The sequence below is a fragment of the Staphylococcus haemolyticus genome (genome assembly GCF_006094395.1).
GTDB lineage: Bacteria > Bacillota > Bacilli > Staphylococcales > Staphylococcaceae > Staphylococcus > Staphylococcus haemolyticus.
In genome coordinates this window covers 733,139-755,817 of sequence record NZ_CP035291.1, presented here as the reverse complement: position 1 = coordinate 755,817, position 22,679 = coordinate 733,139, and the positions used below count along the sequence as shown (strand labels likewise).

Annotated in this window: 20 protein-coding genes and 1 pseudogene; 8 read left to right on the top strand and 13 right to left on the bottom strand. The window is 32.0% G+C overall.

All coding sequences use genetic code 11. The features are described 5' to 3' along the window. Positions 1-130: 130 nt before the first annotated feature. Positions 131-1,838, top strand: a pseudogene (locus EQ029_RS03455) (IS1182 family transposase). Here EQ029_RS03455 and EQ029_RS03450 read toward each other — a convergent pair. Both EQ029_RS03450 and EQ029_RS03445 read right to left on the bottom strand, forming a co-directional pair. After that, on the bottom strand, positions 1,807-3,141 hold the full coding sequence (locus tag EQ029_RS03450) for an NCS2 family permease (RefSeq protein ID WP_016931146.1): 1,335 nt from the start codon (positions 3,139-3,141) through the stop codon (positions 1,807-1,809). The pseudogene EQ029_RS03455 and the gene EQ029_RS03450 overlap by 32 nt on opposite strands. 113 nt (positions 3,142-3,254) lie before the next feature. Then, on the bottom strand, positions 3,255-5,390 hold the full coding sequence (locus EQ029_RS03445) for a DNA topoisomerase III (RefSeq protein WP_057504942.1): 2,136 nt from the start codon (positions 5,388-5,390) through the stop codon (positions 3,255-3,257). Positions 5,391-5,538: 148 nt separating this feature from the next. On the opposite strand from EQ029_RS03445, the gene EQ029_RS03440 reads away from it, so the two are divergent. The 3 genes from EQ029_RS03440 to EQ029_RS03430 all read left to right on the top strand — a co-directional run bounded on the left by EQ029_RS03440 (position 5,539) and on the right by EQ029_RS03430 (position 8,266). Further along, positions 5,539-6,411, top strand: a complete 873-nt coding sequence (locus tag EQ029_RS03440; RefSeq protein ID WP_011275120.1) for a GNAT family N-acetyltransferase — start codon at positions 5,539-5,541, stop codon at positions 6,409-6,411. Positions 6,412-6,584: 173 nt separating this feature from the next. Beyond that, entirely contained in the window at positions 6,585-7,448 is an 864-nt protein-coding gene (locus tag EQ029_RS03435) for a GRP family sugar transporter (protein WP_011275119.1), read from the top strand. A gap of 26 nt (positions 7,449-7,474) precedes the next feature. Beyond that, positions 7,475-8,266, top strand: coding sequence for a glucose 1-dehydrogenase (locus EQ029_RS03430; RefSeq protein WP_016931147.1), 792 nt, complete (start codon positions 7,475-7,477; stop codon positions 8,264-8,266). A 69-nt stretch (positions 8,267-8,335) separates the two neighbouring features. Here EQ029_RS03430 and EQ029_RS03425 read toward each other — a convergent pair whose 3' ends face one another. After that, the gene (locus tag EQ029_RS03425; RefSeq protein ID WP_011275117.1) at positions 8,336-9,244 is read right to left on the bottom strand and encodes an AEC family transporter; all 909 of its coding nucleotides are present in this window, start codon (positions 9,242-9,244) and stop codon (positions 8,336-8,338) included. A gap of 139 nt (positions 9,245-9,383) precedes the next feature. Here EQ029_RS03425 and EQ029_RS12540 point away from each other — a divergent pair, with 139 nt between their 5' ends. Both EQ029_RS12540 and mspA read left to right on the top strand, forming a co-directional pair. Continuing rightward, positions 9,384-9,551 carry an SE1832 family protein gene (locus EQ029_RS12540; protein WP_011275116.1) on the top strand — a complete coding sequence of 56 codons (168 nt, stop codon included), beginning with the start codon at positions 9,384-9,386 and terminating at the stop codon, positions 9,549-9,551. Positions 9,552-9,696: 145 nt separating this feature from the next. Then, positions 9,697-10,014 (top strand): membrane stabilizing protein MspA, encoded by a 318-nt coding sequence (gene mspA, locus EQ029_RS03420; protein ID WP_011275115.1) that lies wholly within the window; start codon positions 9,697-9,699, stop codon positions 10,012-10,014. A gap of 139 nt (positions 10,015-10,153) precedes the next feature. Here the strand turns inward: mspA and EQ029_RS03415 are convergent, their stop codons facing one another. From EQ029_RS03415 to EQ029_RS03400, 3 genes are all read right to left on the bottom strand, one after another. Next, positions 10,154-13,336 (bottom strand): efflux RND transporter permease subunit, encoded by a 3,183-nt coding sequence (locus EQ029_RS03415; protein ID WP_057504943.1) that lies wholly within the window; start codon positions 13,334-13,336, stop codon positions 10,154-10,156. Positions 13,337-13,474: 138 nt separating this feature from the next. After that, entirely contained in the window at positions 13,475-14,734 is a 1,260-nt protein-coding gene (locus EQ029_RS03410) for a lipid II:glycine glycyltransferase FemX (protein ID WP_016931149.1), read from the bottom strand. Between the two features lie 411 nt (positions 14,735-15,145). Beyond that, on the bottom strand, positions 15,146-15,907 hold the full coding sequence (locus EQ029_RS03400; protein WP_016931150.1) for a VOC family protein: 762 nt from the start codon (positions 15,905-15,907) through the stop codon (positions 15,146-15,148). A gap of 178 nt (positions 15,908-16,085) precedes the next feature. Between EQ029_RS03400 and EQ029_RS03395 the strand changes: the two genes are divergently transcribed. Both EQ029_RS03395 and EQ029_RS03390 read left to right on the top strand, forming a co-directional pair. Then, the gene (locus tag EQ029_RS03395) at positions 16,086-16,523 is read left to right on the top strand and encodes a MarR family winged helix-turn-helix transcriptional regulator (protein WP_011275110.1); all 438 of its coding nucleotides are present in this window, start codon (positions 16,086-16,088) and stop codon (positions 16,521-16,523) included. Next, on the top strand, positions 16,520-17,725 hold the full coding sequence (locus EQ029_RS03390) for an MFS transporter (RefSeq protein WP_011275109.1): 1,206 nt from the start codon (positions 16,520-16,522) through the stop codon (positions 17,723-17,725). The genes EQ029_RS03395 and EQ029_RS03390 overlap by 4 nt, the downstream gene beginning before the upstream one ends. A 186-nt stretch (positions 17,726-17,911) precedes the next feature. Here EQ029_RS03390 and EQ029_RS03385 read toward each other — a convergent pair whose 3' ends face one another. The 7 genes from EQ029_RS03385 to EQ029_RS03355 all read right to left on the bottom strand — a co-directional run bounded on the left by EQ029_RS03385 (position 17,912) and on the right by EQ029_RS03355 (position 22,632). Further along, positions 17,912-18,265: a SarA family transcriptional regulator gene (locus tag EQ029_RS03385; RefSeq protein WP_011275108.1), complete on the bottom strand. Its 354-nt coding sequence runs from the start codon at positions 18,263-18,265 to the stop codon at positions 17,912-17,914. 300 nt (positions 18,266-18,565) lie between these two features. After that, positions 18,566-19,588 (bottom strand): GTP 3',8-cyclase MoaA, encoded by a 1,023-nt coding sequence (gene moaA, locus EQ029_RS03380; RefSeq protein ID WP_011275107.1) that lies wholly within the window; start codon positions 19,586-19,588, stop codon positions 18,566-18,568. A 13-nt stretch (positions 19,589-19,601) separates the two neighbouring features. Next, the gene (mobA, locus tag EQ029_RS03375; protein WP_016931151.1) at positions 19,602-20,207 is read right to left on the bottom strand and encodes a molybdenum cofactor guanylyltransferase MobA; all 606 of its coding nucleotides are present in this window, start codon (positions 20,205-20,207) and stop codon (positions 19,602-19,604) included. A 6-nt stretch (positions 20,208-20,213) separates the two neighbouring features. Beyond that, entirely contained in the window at positions 20,214-20,447 is a 234-nt protein-coding gene (gene moaD / locus EQ029_RS03370) for a molybdopterin converting factor subunit 1 (RefSeq protein ID WP_011275105.1), read from the bottom strand. A gap of 1 nt (position 20,448) precedes the next feature. After that, positions 20,449-20,898, bottom strand: a complete 450-nt coding sequence (locus EQ029_RS03365; RefSeq protein WP_011275104.1) for a molybdenum cofactor biosynthesis protein MoaE — start codon at positions 20,896-20,898, stop codon at positions 20,449-20,451. 7 nt (positions 20,899-20,905) lie between these two features. Continuing rightward, entirely contained in the window at positions 20,906-21,376 is a 471-nt protein-coding gene (gene mobB / locus EQ029_RS03360; RefSeq protein ID WP_037558600.1) for a molybdopterin-guanine dinucleotide biosynthesis protein B, read from the bottom strand. Next, a complete protein-coding gene (locus EQ029_RS03355; protein ID WP_011275102.1) occupies positions 21,373-22,632 on the bottom strand; it encodes a molybdopterin molybdotransferase MoeA in 1,260 nt (419 codons plus the stop codon). Before EQ029_RS03355 ends, mobB begins: the two co-directional genes overlap by 4 nt. Positions 22,633-22,679: the final 47 nt, after the last annotated feature.

Below are 22,679 nucleotides of genomic sequence, written 5' to 3'. Positions count from 1 at the left end.
CCTGTTCCCTCAAGAGTCTCGCCAAAATACTTTGTATTTATATGTAATTTTACATTGTAATACTTTAAAAAAATAAAGCACTTTCGTATAATTTAATAAACATCACTAAACTAAATTAACGAGGTGCCTTATGTATAAAAATTATAACATGACTCAACTTACTCTACCAATGGAAACTTCAGTTCTTATCCCCACAAATGATATTTCACGACATGTAAATGATATTGTTGAAACAATTCCTGACAATGAATTCGACGAATTCAGACATCACCGTGGTGCAACTTCGTACCATCCTAAAATGATGTTAAAAGTGATTCTATATGCCTACACACAATCTGTATTCTCAGGTCGTAAAATAGAAAAAATGCTTAATGATAGCATCCGAATGATGTGGCTATCACAAAATCAAAAACCTTCTTATAAAACAATTAATCGATTTAGAGTAAATCCAAAAGTAGATGCTTTATTAGAATCTTTATTTATTCAATTTTACAGTCAGTGTGTAAAACAAAATCTTATAGATGATAAAGCTATTTTTATTGATGGTACAAAAATTGAAGCAAATGCCAATCGATATACATTTGTATGGAAAAAGAGTATTCAAAACCATGAATCAAAGATGAATGAGGATTCTAAAGCCCTCTACCATGAATTGGTAACCAATAAAATCATACCGGAAATTAAAGAAGATCATGATAATGAATTAACAAAAGAAGAAATAGATTTGATTGGTAGTCACTTAGATAAAGAAATCGAAGATTTAAACCAACATATCAACAATGAAAAATGTACTAAAACAAGAAAACAAATACGTCTCAAAAGAACTAAAATCAAAAAATACAAAAAGCAAATCAATGATTATTTTGAGCGAAAGTATCGATACGAATTTCAAAAATCTATTTTAAAGGATAGAAATAGTTATTCTAAGACAGATCATGATGCGACATTTATGAGAATGAAAGAAGATCACATGAAAAATGGACAACTTAAGCCAGGGTATAATTTACAAATAGCGACAAATTCCCAATTTGTTTTATCTTATAATGTGTATCAAAATCCAACGGATACTAGAACGATGATTCCATTTTTAAATTCAATTCAAGAGACCTACGGTCATTTACCTGAATATATTGTAGCTGATGCAGGTTATGGTAGTGAATCAAATTATAAGGCAATTATAGATGACTTTAATCGAACGCCACTCATAACATATGGAATGTTTATAAAAGATAAAACTAAAAAATATAAAAGTGACATCTTTAATACTCAAAATTGGAACTATGACGAAATTAATGACGAATTCATTTGTCCGAATAATAAACGGCTAGGTTTTAAAAGATATGCCTATCGTCATGATAAGTATGGTTATAAGCGAGACTTCAAATTATATGAATGTGATGATTGTTCAGAATGTCCTCTGAAAAATCAATGTATGAACTTCAATTCAAAAACAAACAAAAAAATAATGAAGAATTATAACTGGGAATATTTTAAATCCCAAATTAACAAAAAGCTTTCAGAACCAGAAACAAAAAATATCTACAGTCAAAGAAAAATTGATGTGGAACCTGTTTTTGGATTTATGAAGGCTATTTTGGGTTTCACTCGGATGTCTGTCCGAGGACTCAATAAAGTCAAAAGAGAACTTGGTTTTGTATTAATGGCACTTAATATAAGAAAAGTAGTAGCTCAACGAGCTGAAAATAATCAAAAAATTTATAAAAAAGACAATTTCTATATTATTTCAATAGAAATTGTCTTTTTTTCACTTATCCAAGAACTTTATGTCCCGGACTCTTTTCCTTATTAACCGTGTACAAATACGAAATATAAAATAAATAGTACCATTAAGAAATACATAATTGGATGTACTTCTTTGTGTTTTTTTGTGATAAGCATAGTTATTGGATAAAATATAAATCCGCAAGCGATACCAGTCGCAATTGAATATGATAGTGGCATCATAATAATTGTTATAAATGCTGGAACTGCAACTTCAAATTTCTTCCAATTTATTTCTGCAAAGTTAGCTGCCATTAAAATCCCAACTACTACTAATGCAGGTGTAGTTACTGCACTTGTAACAATTTCAATTAACGGACTAAAGAATAATGCTAATAGGAAACAAATTCCTGTCACGATACTAGCAAAACCTGTTCTCGCACCCACAGCTACACCAGAAGTAGATTCAATATAAGATGTAGTTGTTGTTGTACCAAAAATGGCACCAACAATAGTAGCTAAAGAGTCAGCAAATAAAGCTCTACCTGCTCTAGGAAGCTTATTATCTTTCATAATACCTGCTTGAGTAGCTACCGCCACTAATGTTCCAGCAGTATCAAAGAAATCTATAAAGAAGAAAGTTAAAATTACAATTAAAAATTGAATCGTAAATAATTGACTTGGATCCTTAAAGGCTTCAAATGCTGCACCGAATGTTGGTGTTATACTAGGGATTTTACCAACTACGCCAGAAGGTGTATGTATTAATCCAGTTATCATTCCAACTATAGCAGTTATAATCATACCTATAAAAATTGAACCTGGTACTTTTCTAGCATATAAAATAATTGTAATCGCAATACCAAAGATTGCTAATAAAACTGGACCTTTTGTTAAATGACCTAATGTAACTAATGTTGAGTCATTTTTCACAATGATGCCAGCACTTTGTAAACCAACAAAGGTAATAAATAATCCTATACCAGCAGATACAGCCATTTTCATTTGATATGGAATAGCATTGATTATTATCTCTCGAAGACCGGTTGCTGTAAGTATAGCAAAGAATATACCTGAGCAAAGCACGCCAGTTAAACCTATTTGCCAAGGAATTCCCATCGTTAAAACTACTGTAAAAGCAAAGAACGCGTTAAGTCCCATTCCTGGCGCAAGTGCTATTGGATATTTTGCAATAAGTCCCATAAATAAAGAACCAACAAACGCTGCTAAAGCAGTTGCCACGAAAATAGCTCCTTGATCCATCTTCATGTCACCTGATACACCTTTAACACCTGCTAAACTTAATACTTGAGGATTTACAGCTAAAATGTATGCCATTGATAAGAAAGTTGTGATACCACCGATTATCTCTTTCTTATAATTAGTATCATACTCGTCGAATTGAAAGTATTTTTTCACGGTTTTAAACTCCTTTTATTAAAATACTTTAATATTTTAATATTACTTTTCGAAAAACACAATACTAAAAACGAACTTTTTTACCAACAAATATGATTAAGTTCGATTTTTAACTATAATTTCAAGTTTTTTAATGCATCTTTAAACGGATTATTCTCAAGTGAGTCCTCATTATTCATATACTTTTTCATTTCTTTTTTAGATACTTTACCACTGGATTTATTTTTGAATCGTTTATCCATCTGTTCTTGTGTTTCAGTATGACCACAGACACATCGATAAACTGCATCTTTTCCACGTCCGAATAATGTCATTTTCTTCTTACAATTTGGACAACGTGCATTTGTCTTACGTTGGACATTCTTTTTAGTTTTACATGTGGGATCTTGACATACTAACATTTGTCCATTTTTAGTTTTAACTTTAATCATGAATTTTCCGCATGTCGGACATTCAGTAGTAGTTAAATTATCATGCTTATACTTTTGCTCGCTATTTTTAATAGTATTTACAATCGATTGAGTAAATGCCTTCATTTCGTCAATAAAGTGTCGAGAATTATATCTTCCTTTTTCTATTAATAATAGTTTCTCTTCCCACTCGGCAGTTAATAATGGAGATGTTAATTCTTGAGGCGCTAAATCCAGAATTTGCTTTCCTTTAGATGTTACTTTGATTTTGCCATCTCTAGATTCGATTGCATTAAGATTAAATAGTTTCTCAATTATATCCGCTCTTGTAGCAACTGTGCCAATCCCTCCAGTTTGTCTCAGTGTGTTAGCATGTTTCTTTTCTTTAAGTTGTATATAATTTTGAGGGTTCTCCATGGCTTTTAGCAATGAGCCTTCGTTAAAGTAATCAGGTGGTGTCGTTTCATGTTCATTTACTTTTAAACTTTGAAGGTGATACTTTTCTCCTTTTTGAAAAGCAACTTTCTTTACCACATTATCATTGTTCATTTTAAGTGCTTTATAACCTAGTTGACGTGTGACTTTTTCATTAAAAGCGAAGATATGTTGGCCAACAGTAACATTAACTCTAACCGCTTCATATTCATGAGGTGCCATTAATGATTCTAGGAACCTTTCAGCTACCATCATATATATCTTACTTTCTCTGTTACTCAAACTTTGCATATCTGGACGTACTTCTGTTGGAATAATTGCGTGATGATCTGATACTTTATGATTATTAAAGATTCGCATTTTACTTGAATAAGATTGCCCCAACAATGATTTGACTTGTGATTTATAGTCAGTTGCTAATAAAGCATAAAGTCGTTCTTTAATAGTATCCACCATATCATCTGTTAAATAATTAGAATCTGTACGTGGGTAGGTAAGAACTTTATGGCGTTCATATAAATTTTGAATGGTATTAAGTGTTTCCTTAGGCCCCATTTTGTATCGTTGGTATGCCTCTTGTTGCAAATCAGTTAAGTTATACAGAGGCTTAGGATGACTTTTTTTAACTTTCTTTTCAACACTATCAACATTACCTTCTACATGTTTTATTTCATTAGCAATTTGCGTTGCGTCTTCCTTAGTCATGTGCTGTTTATTTGTACTTAATTGGAAAGTTAATCCACCTATTTCAGTAGATAGTGTATAATATTTCTTCGCTTTAAAATGATTGATTTCTTGTTGCCTAGCATTAACTAATTGGATTGTTGGTGTTTGAACTCGACCCAATGATAATTGAGCGTCATATTTCGTCGTTAATGCACGTGTTGCATTGATACCCACAATCCAATCCGCTTCACTTCTAGCTAATGCTGCTTCATAAAGATGCTGAAATTCACGTCCATCTTTAAGCTTTTTAAATCCCTCTTGAATTGCTTTTTTAGTTACGGAGCTAATCCACAAGCGCTTAATTGGCTTTTTATTATGAACTTTATCCAATATTAACCGTGCAACTAGTTCCCCTTCTCTTCCAGCATCAGTTGCTATAATAACTTCTTTCACTTTTTTATCTAAAATCAGTGACTTAACAGTTTTAAATTGTTTACTTGTTTTACCAATAACTACTGTTTGCATGCGCTTCGGAATAATAGGTAAATCTTCAAGTTTCCATTCCTTGTACGCTTTATCATAGTGTTCCGGTTGTGCATTAGTGACTAAATGACCCAATGCCCATGTGACAACATACTTTTCGTTTTCAATATATCCATTACGTTTTCCCTTTATGTTCATCGCCTCAGCTATATCTCTAGCTACGGATGGTTTCTCTGCCAAAATTAATGATTTCATAGAACTTTCCTTTCAATAAAAGATCTCTTAGTACATGTATTTGATTTAAATACAATTGTAACATGATAGACAATAGTCTAAACTTTCAATTACTAATAAATAAACTTATAATTAATTTAACAAAATGATATTGAAATGGAGGTACGCTATGGACATAGTCAAAGTAAGCAACCTGAACCAAATCATATCTTTTATTAATACATCATCAGACACCCTTGCGTCTTATATATATAAACTTCATACGTCTAAAGGTGATGTAGAACAGTTACTAAATGAATCTATCCATACTACTGGTGTTTTCTGTTTAATAGAAGATGATTCAATTGTCGCATTAATCACTGGAATTTTATATGAAGAAGATAAATACAAAGTTATTGGACCATTTGTTAGTAAAGATTTTACTCTTACAGATAATCATTTTATCTCATTATTTTCGACATTAATGGAATCACAATCTGATCATGCTACTTTTAACTTCTCTTATAATGATTGTGCACAAGATTCAAAACCTTTAATGAAGCTAATTCATGCTAATTATAACTTCACAGATTACTATTTAAATGTTTATAAATCATTAAATGAACCCGAGTCAGATTTCAATATCATTGAATATCAACCAGGGTTCCAAAGAGCTTTCAGTAAGTTACACGAACAGACATTTAGACACAACGCATTAACTCCTAAAGAAATAGTCAATACTTTAGATGAACATAACCGATTATTTTTATTTGTTAGTGAAGGCTTGTTAAAAGGATACCTTTATTTACAAATAGACACGCTATCATCACTAGCTGAAATACGATATTTTAGTTCACATACTGATTATCGTCTCAAAGGGATAGCATTTGACTTACTTTCATATGCAATTCATTATGCATTTGAGCATTATTCTATTGATAAAGTTTATTTTAAAATACGTAGTAAAAACGCCACTTTAGTTGAACGATTTAATGAACTGGGATTCGAAATTGAAAGTGAATATACTAAATATAAAATTGATCCAAGTCAATTGAATTACTAGCATACCATTAAAGCATATTAAGATAATTACACATTAAATCTTAATATGCTTTTTTTATTTACTTCAACGTATGAGCGTTTACATTTTAAAAGTTATTTTTTTTAGATAAAATGTTCTCGAGTGTTATAGGAAGGAAACACTTGAAGTAAATAAATAAGGAGAGTGTTTACATAATGCAATTTATAGATATACTTATCGCATTATTACCTGCCCTATTTTGGGGGAGTGTCGTTTTAATTAATGTTTTTGTTGGGGGCGGACCTTACAACCAAATAAGAGGTACAACATTAGGTGCACTTATAGTTGGTATTGTATTGCTCTTAATTGGTAAAGCACAATTTGATAATTTAACAGTGATCATTGTTGGTTTAATTTCAGGTGCTTTGTGGGCCTTTGGACAAGGTAACCAATTACGTTCAATTAGTTTAATTGGTGTTTCTAAAACAATGCCTATTTCTACAGGTATGCAATTAGTTGGTACTACATTATTTAGTGCTATTTTTCTTGGAGAATGGAGTACTGGTATTCAAGTAACAATGGGAATTATTGCCATGGTTCTATTAGTTACAGGTATCGCGTTAACCTCTTTACGCGGTAAAAATGAAGGAAAATCGAATGATCCAGAATTTAAGAAAGCAATGTTAATATTAGTAATTTCAACAATTGGTTATGTCGGATATGTAGTAATAGCCGATATCTTTGGTGTCAGTGGTACTGATGCATTATTCTTCCAATCAATTGGTATGGCTATAGGTGGCTTCTTGTTATCAATGAAACATGAAACTAATATTAAATCTACAGCCCTTAACTTAATACCAGGTGTTGTATGGGCGATTGGTAACTTATTTATGTTCTATTCACAACCTAAAGTTGGTGTTGCAACAAGTTTCTCATTATCACAATTACTCGTAATCGTTTCTACATTAGGTGGTATTTTCTTACTAGGTGAGAAAAAAGACAAACGCCAAATGATTGGAATTTGGTCTGGTATAATCTTAATCGTTATCGCCGCATTTATACTCGGAAATCTTAAATAAATTAACATTACAAAGGAGGAACCAAAATGTTTTCAGATTTAGAAGGTAAAGTCGTAATTATAACTGGTGCTGGGAGTGGTATTGGTAAATCCTTTGCAGAAAACTTTGGTAAATCAAAAGCAAAAGTAGTTTTAAATTATCGCTCTGACCGTCATTTAGATGAAATTGAAGAAATTAAGCATATGATTAGTAATGCTGGTGGTGAAGCAATTGCCGTACAAGCTGATGTGGCTGTCGAGGAAGATGTAAAACGATTAGTTCAATCTGCTGTTAAAGAATTTGGCACGCTAGATATTATGATAAATAATGCAGGATTTGAAAAACCTATCCCAACCCATAAAATGTCAGTTGATGAATGGCAAAAAGTGATAGATATTAATTTAACTGGTGCATTCGTAGGTTCTAGAGAAGCAGTTAATCAATTTTTAAAAGAAGATAAAAAAGGAATAATCATCAATACATCAAGTGTACATGATACGATTCCATGGCCTAATTATGTCAATTATGCTGCTAGTAAGGGTGGCTTAAAGTTAATGATGGAAACAATGTCTATGGAATACGCACAATATGGTATACGCATAAACAACATTTCTCCAGGTGCGATAGTCACTGAGCATACTAAGGAGAAATTCTCTGATCCAGAAACTCGTGCTGAGACATTGGAAATGATTCCAGCTAAAGAAATTGGTGAAGCTCAAGATGTAGCTAATGTGGCATTATTCTTAGCTTCAGATTTAGCGAACTATATTCACGGTACTACAATTTACGTTGATGGTGGTATGACTAACTACCCTGCCTTTATGGGTGGTAAAGGTTAAATTTCAAGCACTATGCAGTAAAAAGCAAGCAATCCTTAAAGTAGAATTGCTTGCTTTTTTCATATTTATTCAAATAAATATCGCTTGGTAAACATATAAAATGATTATACTCAATATAATCGAAATGTTAGTAACCATACCTACTAAAGGCAATGTCTTGTATTTAAATTGAATAGAATACGGAATAATCGCTACTCCTACTGGTAATAACCAAGCAATGAGTAATGTCGTTTTAATCATATTATCTGAAACAGGTAAGAAGAAATGAACGAGTAAACCAGCTAATAAACCTAAACCATAATGGGCTAATAAATATTTAACTGCGATTGGTAGGAAATGACGTTCAATTTTAAAATTAAGCATAACACCTAAAAGAATCATTGATAGTGGCATATTCGCTTTAGATATTATAGTGAAAAAATCAATTGATACTTTAGGCAAATGAATATTTAACATATTTAGAGTAAACATGACGATATATGTGACAAGGGGCACAGAAGTAATTAATTTTTTGCCTAAAAATTTAAAATCAAACTGATCTCCACCTTGACTGAAATAGCTTCCTACAAAATAAGTTACTCCAAACATAATAATCGCCCCACCTATATCAGCCATTCCAAAATAAATCATTCCATTTTTTGGCCAAATCGTATCAACGAGTGGATATGCAAATAAACCTATATTAAGTGATGCAGTCATCATTCCAACTGTACCTTTTATATGATTGTTATGCTTATTAAACAGCCACAATACAGTGAATTTAGCAAGGACGCCATACACAATCATCATTATAGGTAATATCGAAAATGAAAAATCTAATTCTGCACTATTGAGATTGACAATGACTAAAGAAGGTAGTGTGACATTGAGTACTAATGTTGATAATACCTGACTATCTGCCGCTTTTAAAAAGTTTATACGTTTCAATAAATAACCTAATGCGATTAAAAGAATAATCATTATAAACTGCTCTGTCACGATAGTTCCTTCCTTCTTTTTAACATTATTATTACAGTTAATTACTTTAACATAATTTACTTCATTTTTAGAAGAGGATTGTTTCATGATATAATTCAATGTGATTGTTAAATTTTGAAATTAAAGGGGTTTAAGATTAATGAATTTAGAATCACAATTAGATGAATTGAAGTATGATTATGTTCGTTTACAAAATGACCTCGAGAAACGGGAATCTTTAAATCAAAATATAGACCCTCTCGTTAAGCAACTTGAAGATATTGAATTACAAATCTCTGAGATACGTTCAAAGTTACGTCAGAAATAAATAATTTTTCTATCTTATGAGATGATTAAAGTTGTGTAAATCTAGTATGATTTCTATTCAGTAATTCAATCAGCAACTTCGAATTTGTTATATAGTGTCAAAATTATATTTTGTCTAAGGTTCATTATAGAAAGGAAGACAACAGGTGAAACTTTACTTATTATTATTGCCTATTTTATATCTCATCGTTAGTTACATAAGCATTTTTAAAATGCATTCGATTATTACTCGCATTTTACGCATTATTATGGGTGTATTATTACTGTTTGTACTAGCAGTTACAACTTTACAATTCCCTGCTGAAAACTGGTGGGTATTTATTGTTTTAGCATTACTTGTTGGTAATGTTGAAGTAACCGCATTCAAAGAATTGAAACATGATACTAAAGCTGTTTCAATTTTAAATATTTTATCAGTTATATTATTTATCATTTATGTTATTTTAACTTTTATCATGTATTAAATTAGTATAATTCAGTCAACTACAGCCAATATAAAGTTATAGCCTGAGTCATTGATTAATGATATGCCCCTTCAAAGTAAACATTGAAAAAATGAAAACTTTGAAGGGAGCATATCATAATGTCCCAGGCTTTTGTTTTTTATTTTCTTGTTAACTTACCTTTAAGTGTAAAAAGAATTTCGTAAATTACGGGAACAACAATTAATGTAAGAAGTGTAGACGAAATCAATCCTCCGATTACAGTTGCTGCCATACCTTTTGAAATCAATATTGAACTATCTTGTCCAAATAATAAAGGCAATAATGCACCAATTGTTGCAATGGCAGTCATAAGAATAGGTCTTATACGAGTGCCACCCGCTTCTAACAACGCTTCCTTCATTGACATACCTTCATGTTCATTTGTTATCACACGATCAATTAACACTATAGCATTGGTTACTACGATACCGATTAACATTAACATTCCAATTAAACTTGGAACAGATATTGTTTCACCTGTAATTAATAATGCTAATACGACACCAATAATAGTAAATGGTAGTGAGAATAGTATTGTGAAAGGTGCTAAGCCACCTTTAAATGTGATGACTAATACTAAATATACGATAACGATAGCTACTAACATGGCGAATGCCAATTGCGTCATTGCTTGATTAATATCATCTGTAGCACCACCCACATTAACTTTAACGTTGTCTGGTTTATCTATATTATTGATTTTATTCATTACCTTACTAGATACACCACCTACATCTGAATCAGTAATTTTACCGGAAACAGTTGTTGCGTAGTCACCATCTTCTTGAACTAATTTACTTGGCGTAGTTGTACGTTCTAGTTCGGCTATATCTTTAAGTTTTACCGTTTCACCTGTTGGTGATTTTAATTCCATATTATTTAATTTATTTCGAGACCAATCCGTCTGCTTGTTTTGTTTTACTTTAACATCGACTTTATTGTCATTTTCTTTAACTGTAGTAATCGTCTTTTCAGGCAAATTCTCATTTAAATTTAATGCTAATTGTCCTGCAGAAATACCTTTCTCTGTTGCTTTATTTTGATCTACTTTAATTTCATATTGATCATAGGTTTGCGATAAATCTGATTTTACATTGGTGATTCCGTTTACTGATTTCATCTTTTGCTCTACTTTAGCAACTGTATCTTTAATTGCATTCGTAGATGGCCCTTTGACTGTAACTTCAACTGAATCATTACCAGAACCATTACCCATGTCTTGATTTTTCCATTCACCTGGTTGATTCATTTTTGATAAATGAGAGATAACTTTATCAGGCTCTTCTTCAAAGTTAGGTGTATCTTTGTCATATTCAACCATAATAGCCATACTATTTGTACTACCAGTTGGGTCTGCTGGTGATGGACCTCCCACTGAATATTGAACTGTTTTTACTTTATCCTTGGATTGTAAATATTTCTGTGCTTGCTTTGCATGACCTAAAACAGCTTTTTCAGTTTCACCGGGTTTAGGTGTATAGGTTACGGCTAAGAATTTGTCATCACCTGTTGAAATATAGCTTGTACCTAATTTTGCGCCACCTAACGCAATGCTTCCTACTAGAATAACGACACTAATAATTAAGACTATCCATTTATGATTTAATGACCAATTTAAAATTTTACGATAACTCTTGCTTACAACACCTAGTCCTCTATCATTCTGATGTTGTGAATTGCGTTTTAACTTAATACCTTTTTTAAAAAATGTAGAAGCCAATGCTGGCACCACAGTAATGGATACAAGTAAAGATGCTAATAAACTAAATGCAATTGCTAGTGCGAAAGGTCTAAACATTTCACCAACTGACCCTGACACAAATGCTAGTGGTAAGAACACGATTATAGTAACAATTGTAGAAGATAGAATCGGTTTAACTACTTCTCTTGTTGCACTAATGACTAAATTGTTGCCAGACAATTCTTCTTTAGGATCTGATAATCTTCGATAAATATTCTCTACAACAACAATTGAGTCATCTATCACACGACTGATAGCAATTGTTAATGCACCTAATGTCAAAATGTTTAGCGATACATCACTTAATTTTAATGCGATAAGTGCTATTAAAATCGAAAGCGGAATGGAAACAATTGAGATAGCCGTGGTTCTAATATTTCTCAAGAATAATAAGATAACTATAATTGCGACAATCGTTCCTAAAGCTGCTTTTTCAACCATTGTATATAATGAATCTTCAATTGGTTTAGCAGTATCCATGGTTTTTGTAGCTTTTATGTCATCATTATTTTTTACAAATTCATCAATTTTATTTTGAGCTTCTTTAGCAACTTGAACTGTGTTAGCATCTTGTGCTTTCATAATTTGTACATTAACTGCATCTTTTCCGTTCGTCTTAGAAATTGACTCACGTTCATCTCCTACAGTTATTGTTGCTAATTCACTTAATGGTACGCTTGGCATTTCTCCATTTGAAGCTTGAGATTGATTACTCATTTGAGATTGAGAACTTGAAGATGATGCATTATCTCCAGTACTACTCATCTCACTACCTGATTGATCATCACTACTACCTGATTGACTCTGACCACTTATTGTTAATGGGATTTCTAAGTCTTTGAGTGCTTTAACAGATTTAAATTGACCATCAACTACTAAAGATTTTTCATTTTTTCCAAATTGAAATAATCCAAGAGGTGTTTCTCGAGTTGCTGTTTTTATGTAATTTTCTACGTCATCAGCTGTTAGTCCCGCTTCATCTAATTTGTTTTGTTTAAATTTCAATGTAACTTGTCTCGTTGTTTGACCATTAAGTTGAGCATTCTGAACGCCATCAATTGTTTGTAATTTAGGAATAAGTTGGTCATTAATTTCTTTTGTTGTGGTTTTTAAGTCATCATTTTTATTAGTAAATGAATAGGCTACGATTGGGAATGCATCCATGGAATTTCGTGTTAATTCTGGCTCACTAACCCCATCTTTAAAGTCTAATTTATCTATTTCTTTCTTTAATACTTCTTCAGCTTTATCCATGTCTGTACCATTATTATATTCAACAGTTACAATTGATGCATTTTGTATCGACTGTGTCTCTACACTTTTAACATATGCTAAAGATCGTACTTGGTTATCAATTTTAGAACTAATCTCATCTTGGGTTGTTTGAGGTGTAGCACCTGGCATTGTTGTTTGTACAGATATAACTGGATTTTCAACATCTGGAAGTAATTCTAATTTTAATTTAGCACTAGAATATACGCCTCCTAATATTACTAAAACAACCATTAAGAAAATTGCGAATTTATTTCCCAACGAGAACGTTAACATCCTCTTTATCACTTATTTACTTCCCCCATTCTTTTTCTTTTAAAAAGCTATAATTTTTTTATTTTTTAATCATTCCTATTATCCTAAAAAAATCTGAACGTCACAATGATTATTGTGGAATCGTTCAGATTTAAATTTAATCGTTAATGACTATTTGCCTTTTAATTTACGAGAAATTTTAATTTTAGCTTTTGTTAATCGCGGTTTAACCTGTTCAATTAATTGATAAAGGGGTTGATTTAATACATAGTCAAATTCCCCTATCTTTTCACTTAAATAAGTGCCCCAGACACGTTTAAACGCCCATAAACCGTAGTGTTCAGAGTCTTTATCTGGATTATTATCAGTTCCACCAAAATCGTATGTTTTAGCGCCATGTTCACGCGCAAACTTCATCATCTCATATTGCATATGATGGTTAGGCAAGAAGTCACGGTAATCATTCGATGAAGCACCATATAAGTAATATGATTTAGATCCTGCAAACATTAACAATGCACCAGATAAATAAATTCCATTAGGATGTTTTGCTAATAAGTCAGTCATGTCGTCTTTTCTTTCAATGGTTTTTTGAATTTTAGCTTCGACATCGTTTAATTTATTTTTAGTCTTTTTATCTTGCTTTCTCTCGTATTTATTTTGAAGTTGCGTTTTTTCGCTTTCAAGTTCCTTAAGTTCATTATCAATATCATCTAAGACAGGTTTAGGTTCTAATTTCACAAGGAATAATTCAGCATCGCCATCTTCATGAAGTGAGTCATAAATATTTTGAAAATAGCTTAAATCACGTGTTAAAAAGCCGTCACGTTCTCCTGTTATTTTCATTAATTCAGCGAAATTTTTAAGCCCTTCTCGATTTGAACGTTCAACTTTAGTACCACGTTTCAATGATAGTCTTACTTTAGAACGATTACGGCGCTCAAAACTTTGGAATATTTCCTCATCTGATTTATCTATTGGCGTAATCATTGTCATACGTGGTTGAATATAGTCTTTAGACAGCCCTTCTTTGAAACCTTTATGTTTAAAACCTAGCGCATTTAAATTTTTAAGTGCATCTATACCTTTATCTACTTCTACATCTGGATCAATTTTAATAGCATAGGCTTTTTCTGCTTTAGCTACTTTTTTAGTTTCTTCTAATAACTGTTCCAATGCAGCTTTATCACTATAATCCGTTACGAAACCACGAGAAACGTAACATAGCGTGAATGGTAGTTTAGGTATCTTTTTAAATAATAATTGACCTACACCTTTAATCTCACCATCTTCACCCACTGCCACACGCTTTGAATACCATCCTGTTAGGCGTTTAGTTTCTGCCCATTTTGTTAACTGTAATAAATCACCATTAGGATGAGCTTTCACAAACGCATCATGCTCTTGGTTAGTGATATTCATCTTTTCCATGCTATAAAAACTCCTTTTTCTTTACATTAATTATAATTATACAATGTCATGTTTAGAGTGTCGACAAACTCGCCGTGCGATTAAAATATTATTTCTAGTTTTAAATTTTTGATATACTATATAAACTTAAAATTTTAAATTAGTCTTGAAAAAGAGGTTTAACATGCGATATTTATTATTAATATTATTTATTTTGTTTAACACGATAGCTATTGGTGTCACTATGACTCAACCTTTAACAGTTTCATATTTTAGTTTAAGAGTAATGTTCGTTGGACTGTCGTTCGTCTTAACTATCTTTTTCTTGCTTTTAAGGAAGTCTAAAGTAACTACATATCTCAGCATATTATCTCTAATACTTTCAATCGTTCATATGACACTTATCGCCCATAGTACTTATATTTATCTATACTAACCTTCAGGCTCGAATCGATATTTCGCACCTTTCGTAATAATTGAGTAAGGTGCAGTCGTTTCTGTATCTTTAAATATAATCGTATTATAGCCTGACGTTTTACCATCTTGAATACGGTAAATAATATGGTCTACCGTTAATTGCACATCTGTATAATTATCTCCTTCTTCAAGGATAGTCACATCGAACCATTTTTTCCATTTAGATAGTGTTTTAGAGCGTTTTTCACTATCAATAATTATTTTATGGATTTTAAATTGTTTTTGGAAAAGAGGCTCTAATTTCTGATTGTGCACTTCTTCCCTTTCCTCCCATTCTATGAAAAATGGTGGCTTTACCATGTAATCAGGGTCTGCAATGTAAAGTAATTTCCAATTTAATTTATCACCTTTTTTATTCTCTCTATGCATTTCTACTGGTCCAATCGTATCAATGTTACGTTCTTCTAAAGATTTTTTTATTAATTCAATATTTGATGTTCTTAATGCAATTGTTTTAAACCCTTGTTTGTAATGGTCTTGAACGATTTTAGTCGCAAAAGCAACTCGACCCTCTTCTGTTTTGGACTCTTTATTTAATTTTTCTTTATCTTCTACATCTATCAATTCTATGTAATTTTCATTAATATATGATAAACGATTGTATGTTCCAAATTTGTGATGTTTACCACCAGAATTAATTTTTAGAATTTCTCCCGGATATTTAAAGTTTTTAAGGTTATCTACATAATGAATAATATGGTCAAATCTAAGTTCCATTGATCGTATTCCCCTTTAATTATTCGACTTGCATCTATCTTATCAAACTTCTTTTAAGATTACTTCTTTTAATCGTGTAATTTATCTATTTAGTATTGCATTTTTTTAAAATACGGCATATAATTATTTTTGTTCAAAAAATAGTTAGCAAAGCTAACTTGTTTGGAAGGAGTATATTATGTTAACAAATGAATTTTTTAACAGTTTCATTGGTTTATACCGTCCATATATGAAACGAACGCAATCGATACTCGACCAGTTTGATTTACACCCTGGACAATGGTTGATATTAAGAGATATTGCGAGTACATCTCCAACGACTTTAGTTCACATCTCTAAACGTCGCTTTATTGAGAAACCCACTACACGTAAAATTATTAAAGTTTTATCTGATAGAGAGTTATTAATTGTAGAACCAAGTAAGGAAGATAAGCGTGAGAAGTTATTAAGTCTCTCTGATAAAGGTCAAACATTATATGTAGACGTTTATCGTAAGATACTACCAGTTCAGCGTGAGCTTATTAAAAATGCTAGATTATCTGACGTGGAACTTGAAAATGTTATTTCAGTAATGAACAAACTTCATCATGCATTTTTAGAGGAGGAATCAGAATGACTCAAAACACGGATATAAAACAGCCTATTTTCACGAAAAGCTTTACAGTTAATTTCTCAATCAATTTTTTCGTTTATTTATGTATGTATCTTTTATTAGTAATTATTGCAGATTATAGTAAGTCTACTTATCATGCCTCAGATAGTTTAGCTGGATTAGTAGTGGGGTTATTTATTATCGGTTCTTTAATAGGTAGATTTGGAACTGGTAAATATGTAAATAAATTTGGTCCAAAAAAAATATTAATTACTGGATTATTATTGCTTGTGATTACACAATTACTTTACTTCATTCCTGGATCAATCACATTCTTAATGTTCGTACGTCTAATTAACGGGATTGCGACTGCTATAGCTACTACTGCAACTGGTACTATTGCAGCACATGTCACACCTGTTGAGCGTAAGAGCGAAGGTATTAGTCTATTTTCACTTAGTTTAGTACTTGGTACAGCTATAGGCCCATTCTTCGGTATCTTATTATTAAAATCATTCTCTATCAATTTACTATTTGCTATATGTGTAGTTTTAGGTGTGATCAGTTTAATAATTTCACTATTTATTAAAATTGATTTTGATGCTGTTCATAATAATACAGATGCAAAAATTGCTAAAGCATCAGGCTTCAATATACACAACTTCATTGCAAAAGAAGCAGTACCAGTATCAATAGTTATGATGGTTATTGCACTAAACTATGCTTCAATACTGACTTTCTTGAAATTTTTTGCAGAACAACGACATTTATTAGAAGCTTCTAGTTACTTCTTTATTTGTTACGCCATCGCTTCTCTAGTTACACGTCCAATTGCAGGTCGAATGATTGATGCACGTACAGAAAATGTTGTCGTTTATCCAGCATTTATTGCACTTATCATTACATTTATTATACTAGTGTTCAGTTATAGTGGATGGATGTTGTTACTGGCTGGTATCTTCTTAGGTATTGGTTATGGCAATTTATCATCATCTATGCAGGCTATTGCCATTAAAGTGTCACCTACTAATAAATATGGTATTGCAACATCAACTTACTTTATTGGTTTAGATATAGGTATAGGATTTGGTCCATCTTTATTAGGCTTATTCACAGGTTTCATTAGTTACACTGAAGTTTATATCATTATGGCTATCGTAGCAGCACTTTGTACCGTTCTTTACTTTATTGTTCATGGACGAAAAGTTAAAACACAATTAAATTAATATGTAGAAAGAGGCTGGGACAAAATAAAATGTCTCAGCCTATTTTATCATTTTGTCAGTAGCTGACTGATTTGAAAATGCGCTTGAATCAAGCTTTTTTCAAACCTAGTCACCCTTGCCGGGGTATGACAACGAAATAAATTTTGAGAAAATATTATTTCTGTCCCACTCCCTTTTTATAATTTATTAATTAGCAATACTAATTGCTTCAATTTCAGATTTCATTTTATCAAGTAATTTCTGTTGCGTTGCATTAAAGAAATAAAATACTTGTCGTTCATCAGTTTCAGATCGTAATTTAGAAATGAGTTCTTTCTTATAAATTTTACGTATAATTACATCAATTTTACTTGTATCCCACAACATCTCGAAATGTAATGTATCTCGTAACTCCTTACCACTAATTTTCTTACCTTCATAAACTTTAAATAACACTACAAATTCCTCTATTGAGATTTTGTACGATGATTTTAACCAATGTTTCAACTGGCTTAATTCTCTTTCTGCTGCAATAAAACGTTGAACTTTTTCTGTTGTCATAATTAAAGCCCTCCAATGTAGATTCTAAGATGTAGTTATAGCTTTATAAATTGAATTTCCTTAATAAAATTATATAACATATACACAATTTAATCTATTACAAATTTTATTTATTTTCTGATTAATGTTTAATACAAATTCAGTTATTCATATACTCAATGCTATTATGATAATCATATTCTTTAATCATAGGTATTACATTCAATAATGATTTACTTTAAATTTAAACTATTAATTGAATATATTTTCCAAAAATAAAAAACTCTAGCAATAGTCATAAACCATTACTAGAGATGTTATCTAACCACCGATGTAGTTCATATTAATTTTCTTGCGTTGTCGATTTTTAACCGTTTGCTCTGTACGTTCATCTGAATAACGATCATCTCGAACATTCCACAAGGTTATAAGTTGTTCTCTTAATTCATCATCGGTTACGCCTGATCGTATAAATGATTTAATATTAAAGCCCTCAACAGTGCTGAATAAACACCCATAAAATTTTCCATCAGATGATAATCGTGCTCTCGTGCAAGTAGAACAAAATGATGCTGACACACTTGTAATTAAACCAAATTGAGCGCCATTATCTTTGTGCTTATAGTACTTCGCTACTTCTCCGAAATATTTTGGGGGGACTGGTTCAATATCAAAATGAGACTCAATCATATCTAGCATCTCATTTTTAGTTACAACTTTACTAAAATCCCAACCATTATCATTACCTACATCCATGAACTCGATAAATCTGATTTCAATATTCTTATCTTTAAAGTAATCTACCATTGGAATAATTTGATCATCATTAATACCTTTTTGAATGACAACGTTTACTTTAACATGGAAACCAATAGAAACGGCATAATCAATTTGATCTAGAATGGTAGTTGCTTTGATATTGCGATTATTTATCGCTTGGAACACTTCGTTATCAATGGCATCTAAACTAACATTAATGCGACGCAAACCGGCATCGTATAATTTTTGTCCATGTTTTTTTAATAATAGACCATTAGTGGTCATACCGATATCTTCAATACCATCAATTTGATTTAACTCAGCTATAAGTTGATATAAATTTCGTCTAAGTAGTGGTTCGCCACCAGTTATACGTAACTTTTTCACGCCAAGTTCTGCATAAACTTTCGCGATTCTAACCATTTCTTCAAACGTTAATAACTCATCTTTAGGTAGGAACACATAGTCATCACCGAAGATTTCTTTAGGCATGCAATAGTCACATCTAAAATTGCAACGGTCTGTTACTGAGATACGCAAATCGCGAATGGGTCGACCTAATTTATCTTTGATTTGTGCAACCATAAATGGACCCTCCTTAATGATTTATCTGTTGTTTCAAGTCATCTAAATCTTCTTGATAGTTGATATTCTTATACCAATATTCAGGTGATTGTATGTTAGTAACATCTAAACATTCTGTCGTCACATTATTATAAACATGTCGTAAACTATAGTCATTCGAAGCTAAAGCTTCATCCATAACGTTTATACAATTTGGATGATAAAAGGCTATAGTTGGTATAACTCGATTATGTTCAGAATAAGCAGCTATATCAATTTGATCTTCTATGAGTCTTGATACTAAAAATTGGTATAAAGCACTAATAGCCTTACCTGTTACCATAGGGGTATCAACTGATATTACAAAAAACAGTTCTTCATCGTTGTATTGTTTCATTACAGTATGAATACCGGCAAGTGGCCCTTTATCTTTATTGTTAGCGTCATCTATAATAACATTGTCATGTTTAAATTGATTAGCTAATTGATCATTAGTGCTTATAATAATATCATTAAACATATTAGTCTCTTGTAAGGTTTGAACAATTCGTTGGTAAAATAATTGTCCATCTATTTCGGCAAATGCCTTTGCCTTACCAAAACGTTCTGAATGACCACCTGCTAAAATAATTGCTTTCATTTCCCGTTAACCTCCACTTACTGGAGGAATCAATGCAACAGTGTCTGTTGGTTGTATGATATCCTCATCCTGTACAAATTCTTCATTTACTGCAACCTGAAACTTTTTAGATTTAATTGAAGGATGTCTCTCAAACAGATTTTGTTTAAAAGCATCAACGTTAATTGATTCATTAATATCAATTGTTTCACTATCAGTTTGCAAAATTTCTTTTATTTCAGCGAAGTATAATACCTTCACGTTAGTCCTCTCCTTTAGTAGCTAGATCGTGGCTACCTCTTTGATGTCCTTGCCACTCTGCACCGTCTTCCCAAATTTCCTTTTTCCAAATTGGAACGACTTCTTTGATACGTTCAATAGCATATTCGTTAGCTCTATATGCATCTTTACGATGGGGTGATGAAACTGCAATTAACACCGCTATATCTGAAATTTGAAGTGGCCCAATGCGATGAACAATGGTTGTAATCGTTCCTGGCCAACGCGCTTCAATTTCATCACCTATTTGTGCTAATTTTTTCTCCGCCATAGGTATATATGCTTCGTATTCTAAATATTCTGTTTTAATACCTTTAGTCCATTCTCTTACATGTCCTGTAAATACAACTACAGCACCTTGGTGTTCATTTATAGTAAATTCTCGATACTGTTCTGTTTGGATGGGTTCAGTAACGATTTCAAATTGTTTCATTTAAATGTCAATCCCTTTGCTCTATCCATTGTAATAACCAATTATCATAGTGTGATAACGCATGTTTATCATGAACATCATAACAATATTTAACACCGGTTAATTGCTTTAACCGCTCTAATTCTTCAGTAGTCTGATAGACGACCACTTTATCAAAATGTTCATCTTTAAAACCTTCAACCAAAATGATATTACAATCAATTGTAACAGATTGGTCAATCATTTGAGTAAGATTTTGTTTATATGCACGCGTGACAGTTTGTTGATAATGTTCACCTTGCACAATACTTTGATCTGCTCCAGCATTAAAATGTTTCATATGATCTACATGGTCTTCTTGAAGTGTTATATCCTCACCAATGTGGCCATGGTGCTTGATTGTCGCTATTGTGTAACCATAAGATTTTAAAAATTGTATCGTGTGTTGCATCAAGGTTGTTTTTCCTGAATTTTTAAAACCTACTATTTGCAAAATCATAGTGTCATTTCCGTTTCATAGACATTCGATTCTGTTAAAATAACATTAACTGTATGACCTGCTTTAAATCCTCTAGTACCCCCTGGCAACATAATCATTGAATTGCTATGTGCAATTGCTACTACTGCACCAGATTTATTAAATCCAGATGGCACTACTGTCGCACCACTCTGTGAAAATGTAGCAGATGCTCGAATAAAACGAGTAAAGGGATTCGCCTTAGTAAAATCTTCCATTAAGGTAGCTTTTACAACTTGAGGGTAATAGGCAGTTGCCCCCATCATATGTTGAATCGCAGGTTTGACAAATAATTCAAATCCAGTGAAACAAGCTGATGGATTACCTGATAAACCAAATAAATATTGCCCATTTGCAACAGCTACGGTTGTTACACTACCTGGTCTCATTGCAACTTTATTAAATAATACCTCTGCATTTACAGCTTTGTAAATTTCAGGTAGATAGTCAAAATCTCCAACAGAAACGCCACCCGTAGTAATTACGATGTCATGTTTTGACATGGCATCTTTGACAACTGAAATACTACTTTGCAAATCATCTTGTTGAATTTTATATGCTTCAACGTTTAATCCAGCTTTTTCAGATAGTGCTTTGATCATTGGACCATTTGAATTGCGTATTTTACCTGGTTGTAATTCATCATCCACATCTAATAGCTCACTACCAGTTGCAATGACTGCAATACTTGGGCGTTGTGTCACAGGAACTTTAGAGTAACCATATGTTGCAAGAACGGCTATTGCACCTGGATTAATGACTTGACCTTTTTTCAAGACAATATCACCTGTTGTTGTTTCTTCACCCTTAAGAGATACATTTTCATTTGCTTCAAATGACTTACGTATTGTAAACGTATCTCCATCCTCAACTGTTTGTTCAAACATGACTACTGCATCTGCACCTTCTGGAATTTGGGCTCCTGTCATAATACGTACTGCTTCATTTTGACCTAGTATTTTCTCTGAAACTGAACCTGCGCCTATATGATCAATCACTTTAAATTGTTTACGATTTTCTGAGTATGCACCAGCAGAATCTTTACTTCGAATAGCAAACCCGTCATAAGGTGATTTATTAAAACGAGGAATATCATAAGTTGCAACAATATCCTCCGCAAGTACATATCCTAAGCTATCTTCTAACTTCACTTCTGCAGTATTCAAATATATATCCTGTTGAACAACACGATTTATCGCTTCTTTAACTGGTATTGGGTTTCTTTTTTCAACTGACATACTTATCATCTCCAAATTATAATTTAAAATCATGATATACTAACCCT

Excerpts from the sequence above, each read along its gene's own strand:
- mobA (WP_016931151.1), bottom strand. The coding sequence starts at position 20,207 with ATGAAAGCAATTATTTTAGCAGGTGGTCATTCAGAACGTTTTGGTAAG.
- EQ029_RS03365 (WP_011275104.1), bottom strand. The coding sequence starts at position 20,898 with ATGAAACAATTTGAAATCGTTACTGAACCCATCCAAACAGAACAGTAT.
- EQ029_RS03430 (WP_016931147.1), top strand. The coding sequence starts at position 7,475 with ATGTTTTCAGATTTAGAAGGTAAAGTCGTAATTATAACTGGTGCTGGG.
- EQ029_RS03400 (WP_016931150.1), bottom strand. The coding sequence starts at position 15,907 with ATGGAACTTAGATTTGACCATATTATTCATTATGTAGATAACCTTAAA.
- mobB (WP_037558600.1), bottom strand. The coding sequence starts at position 21,376 with ATGATTTTGCAAATAGTAGGTTTTAAAAATTCAGGAAAAACAACCTTG.
- EQ029_RS03410 (WP_016931149.1), bottom strand. The coding sequence starts at position 14,734 with ATGGAAAAGATGAATATCACTAACCAAGAGCATGATGCGTTTGTGAAA.
- moaA (WP_011275107.1), bottom strand. The coding sequence starts at position 19,588 with ATGGTTGCACAAATCAAAGATAAATTAGGTCGACCCATTCGCGATTTG.
- EQ029_RS03355 (WP_011275102.1), bottom strand. The coding sequence starts at position 22,632 with ATGTCAGTTGAAAAAAGAAACCCAATACCAGTTAAAGAAGCGATAAAT.
- EQ029_RS03395 (WP_011275110.1), top strand. The coding sequence starts at position 16,086 with ATGTTAACAAATGAATTTTTTAACAGTTTCATTGGTTTATACCGTCCA.
- EQ029_RS03435 (WP_011275119.1), top strand. The coding sequence starts at position 6,585 with ATGCAATTTATAGATATACTTATCGCATTATTACCTGCCCTATTTTGG.
- EQ029_RS03440 (WP_011275120.1), top strand. The coding sequence starts at position 5,539 with ATGGACATAGTCAAAGTAAGCAACCTGAACCAAATCATATCTTTTATT.
- EQ029_RS03445 (WP_057504942.1), bottom strand. The coding sequence starts at position 5,390 with ATGAAATCATTAATTTTGGCAGAGAAACCATCCGTAGCTAGAGATATA.
- EQ029_RS12540 (WP_011275116.1), top strand. The coding sequence starts at position 9,384 with ATGAATTTAGAATCACAATTAGATGAATTGAAGTATGATTATGTTCGT.
- EQ029_RS03385 (WP_011275108.1), bottom strand. The coding sequence starts at position 18,265 with ATGACAACAGAAAAAGTTCAACGTTTTATTGCAGCAGAAAGAGAATTA.
- EQ029_RS03390 (WP_011275109.1), top strand. The coding sequence starts at position 16,520 with ATGACTCAAAACACGGATATAAAACAGCCTATTTTCACGAAAAGCTTT.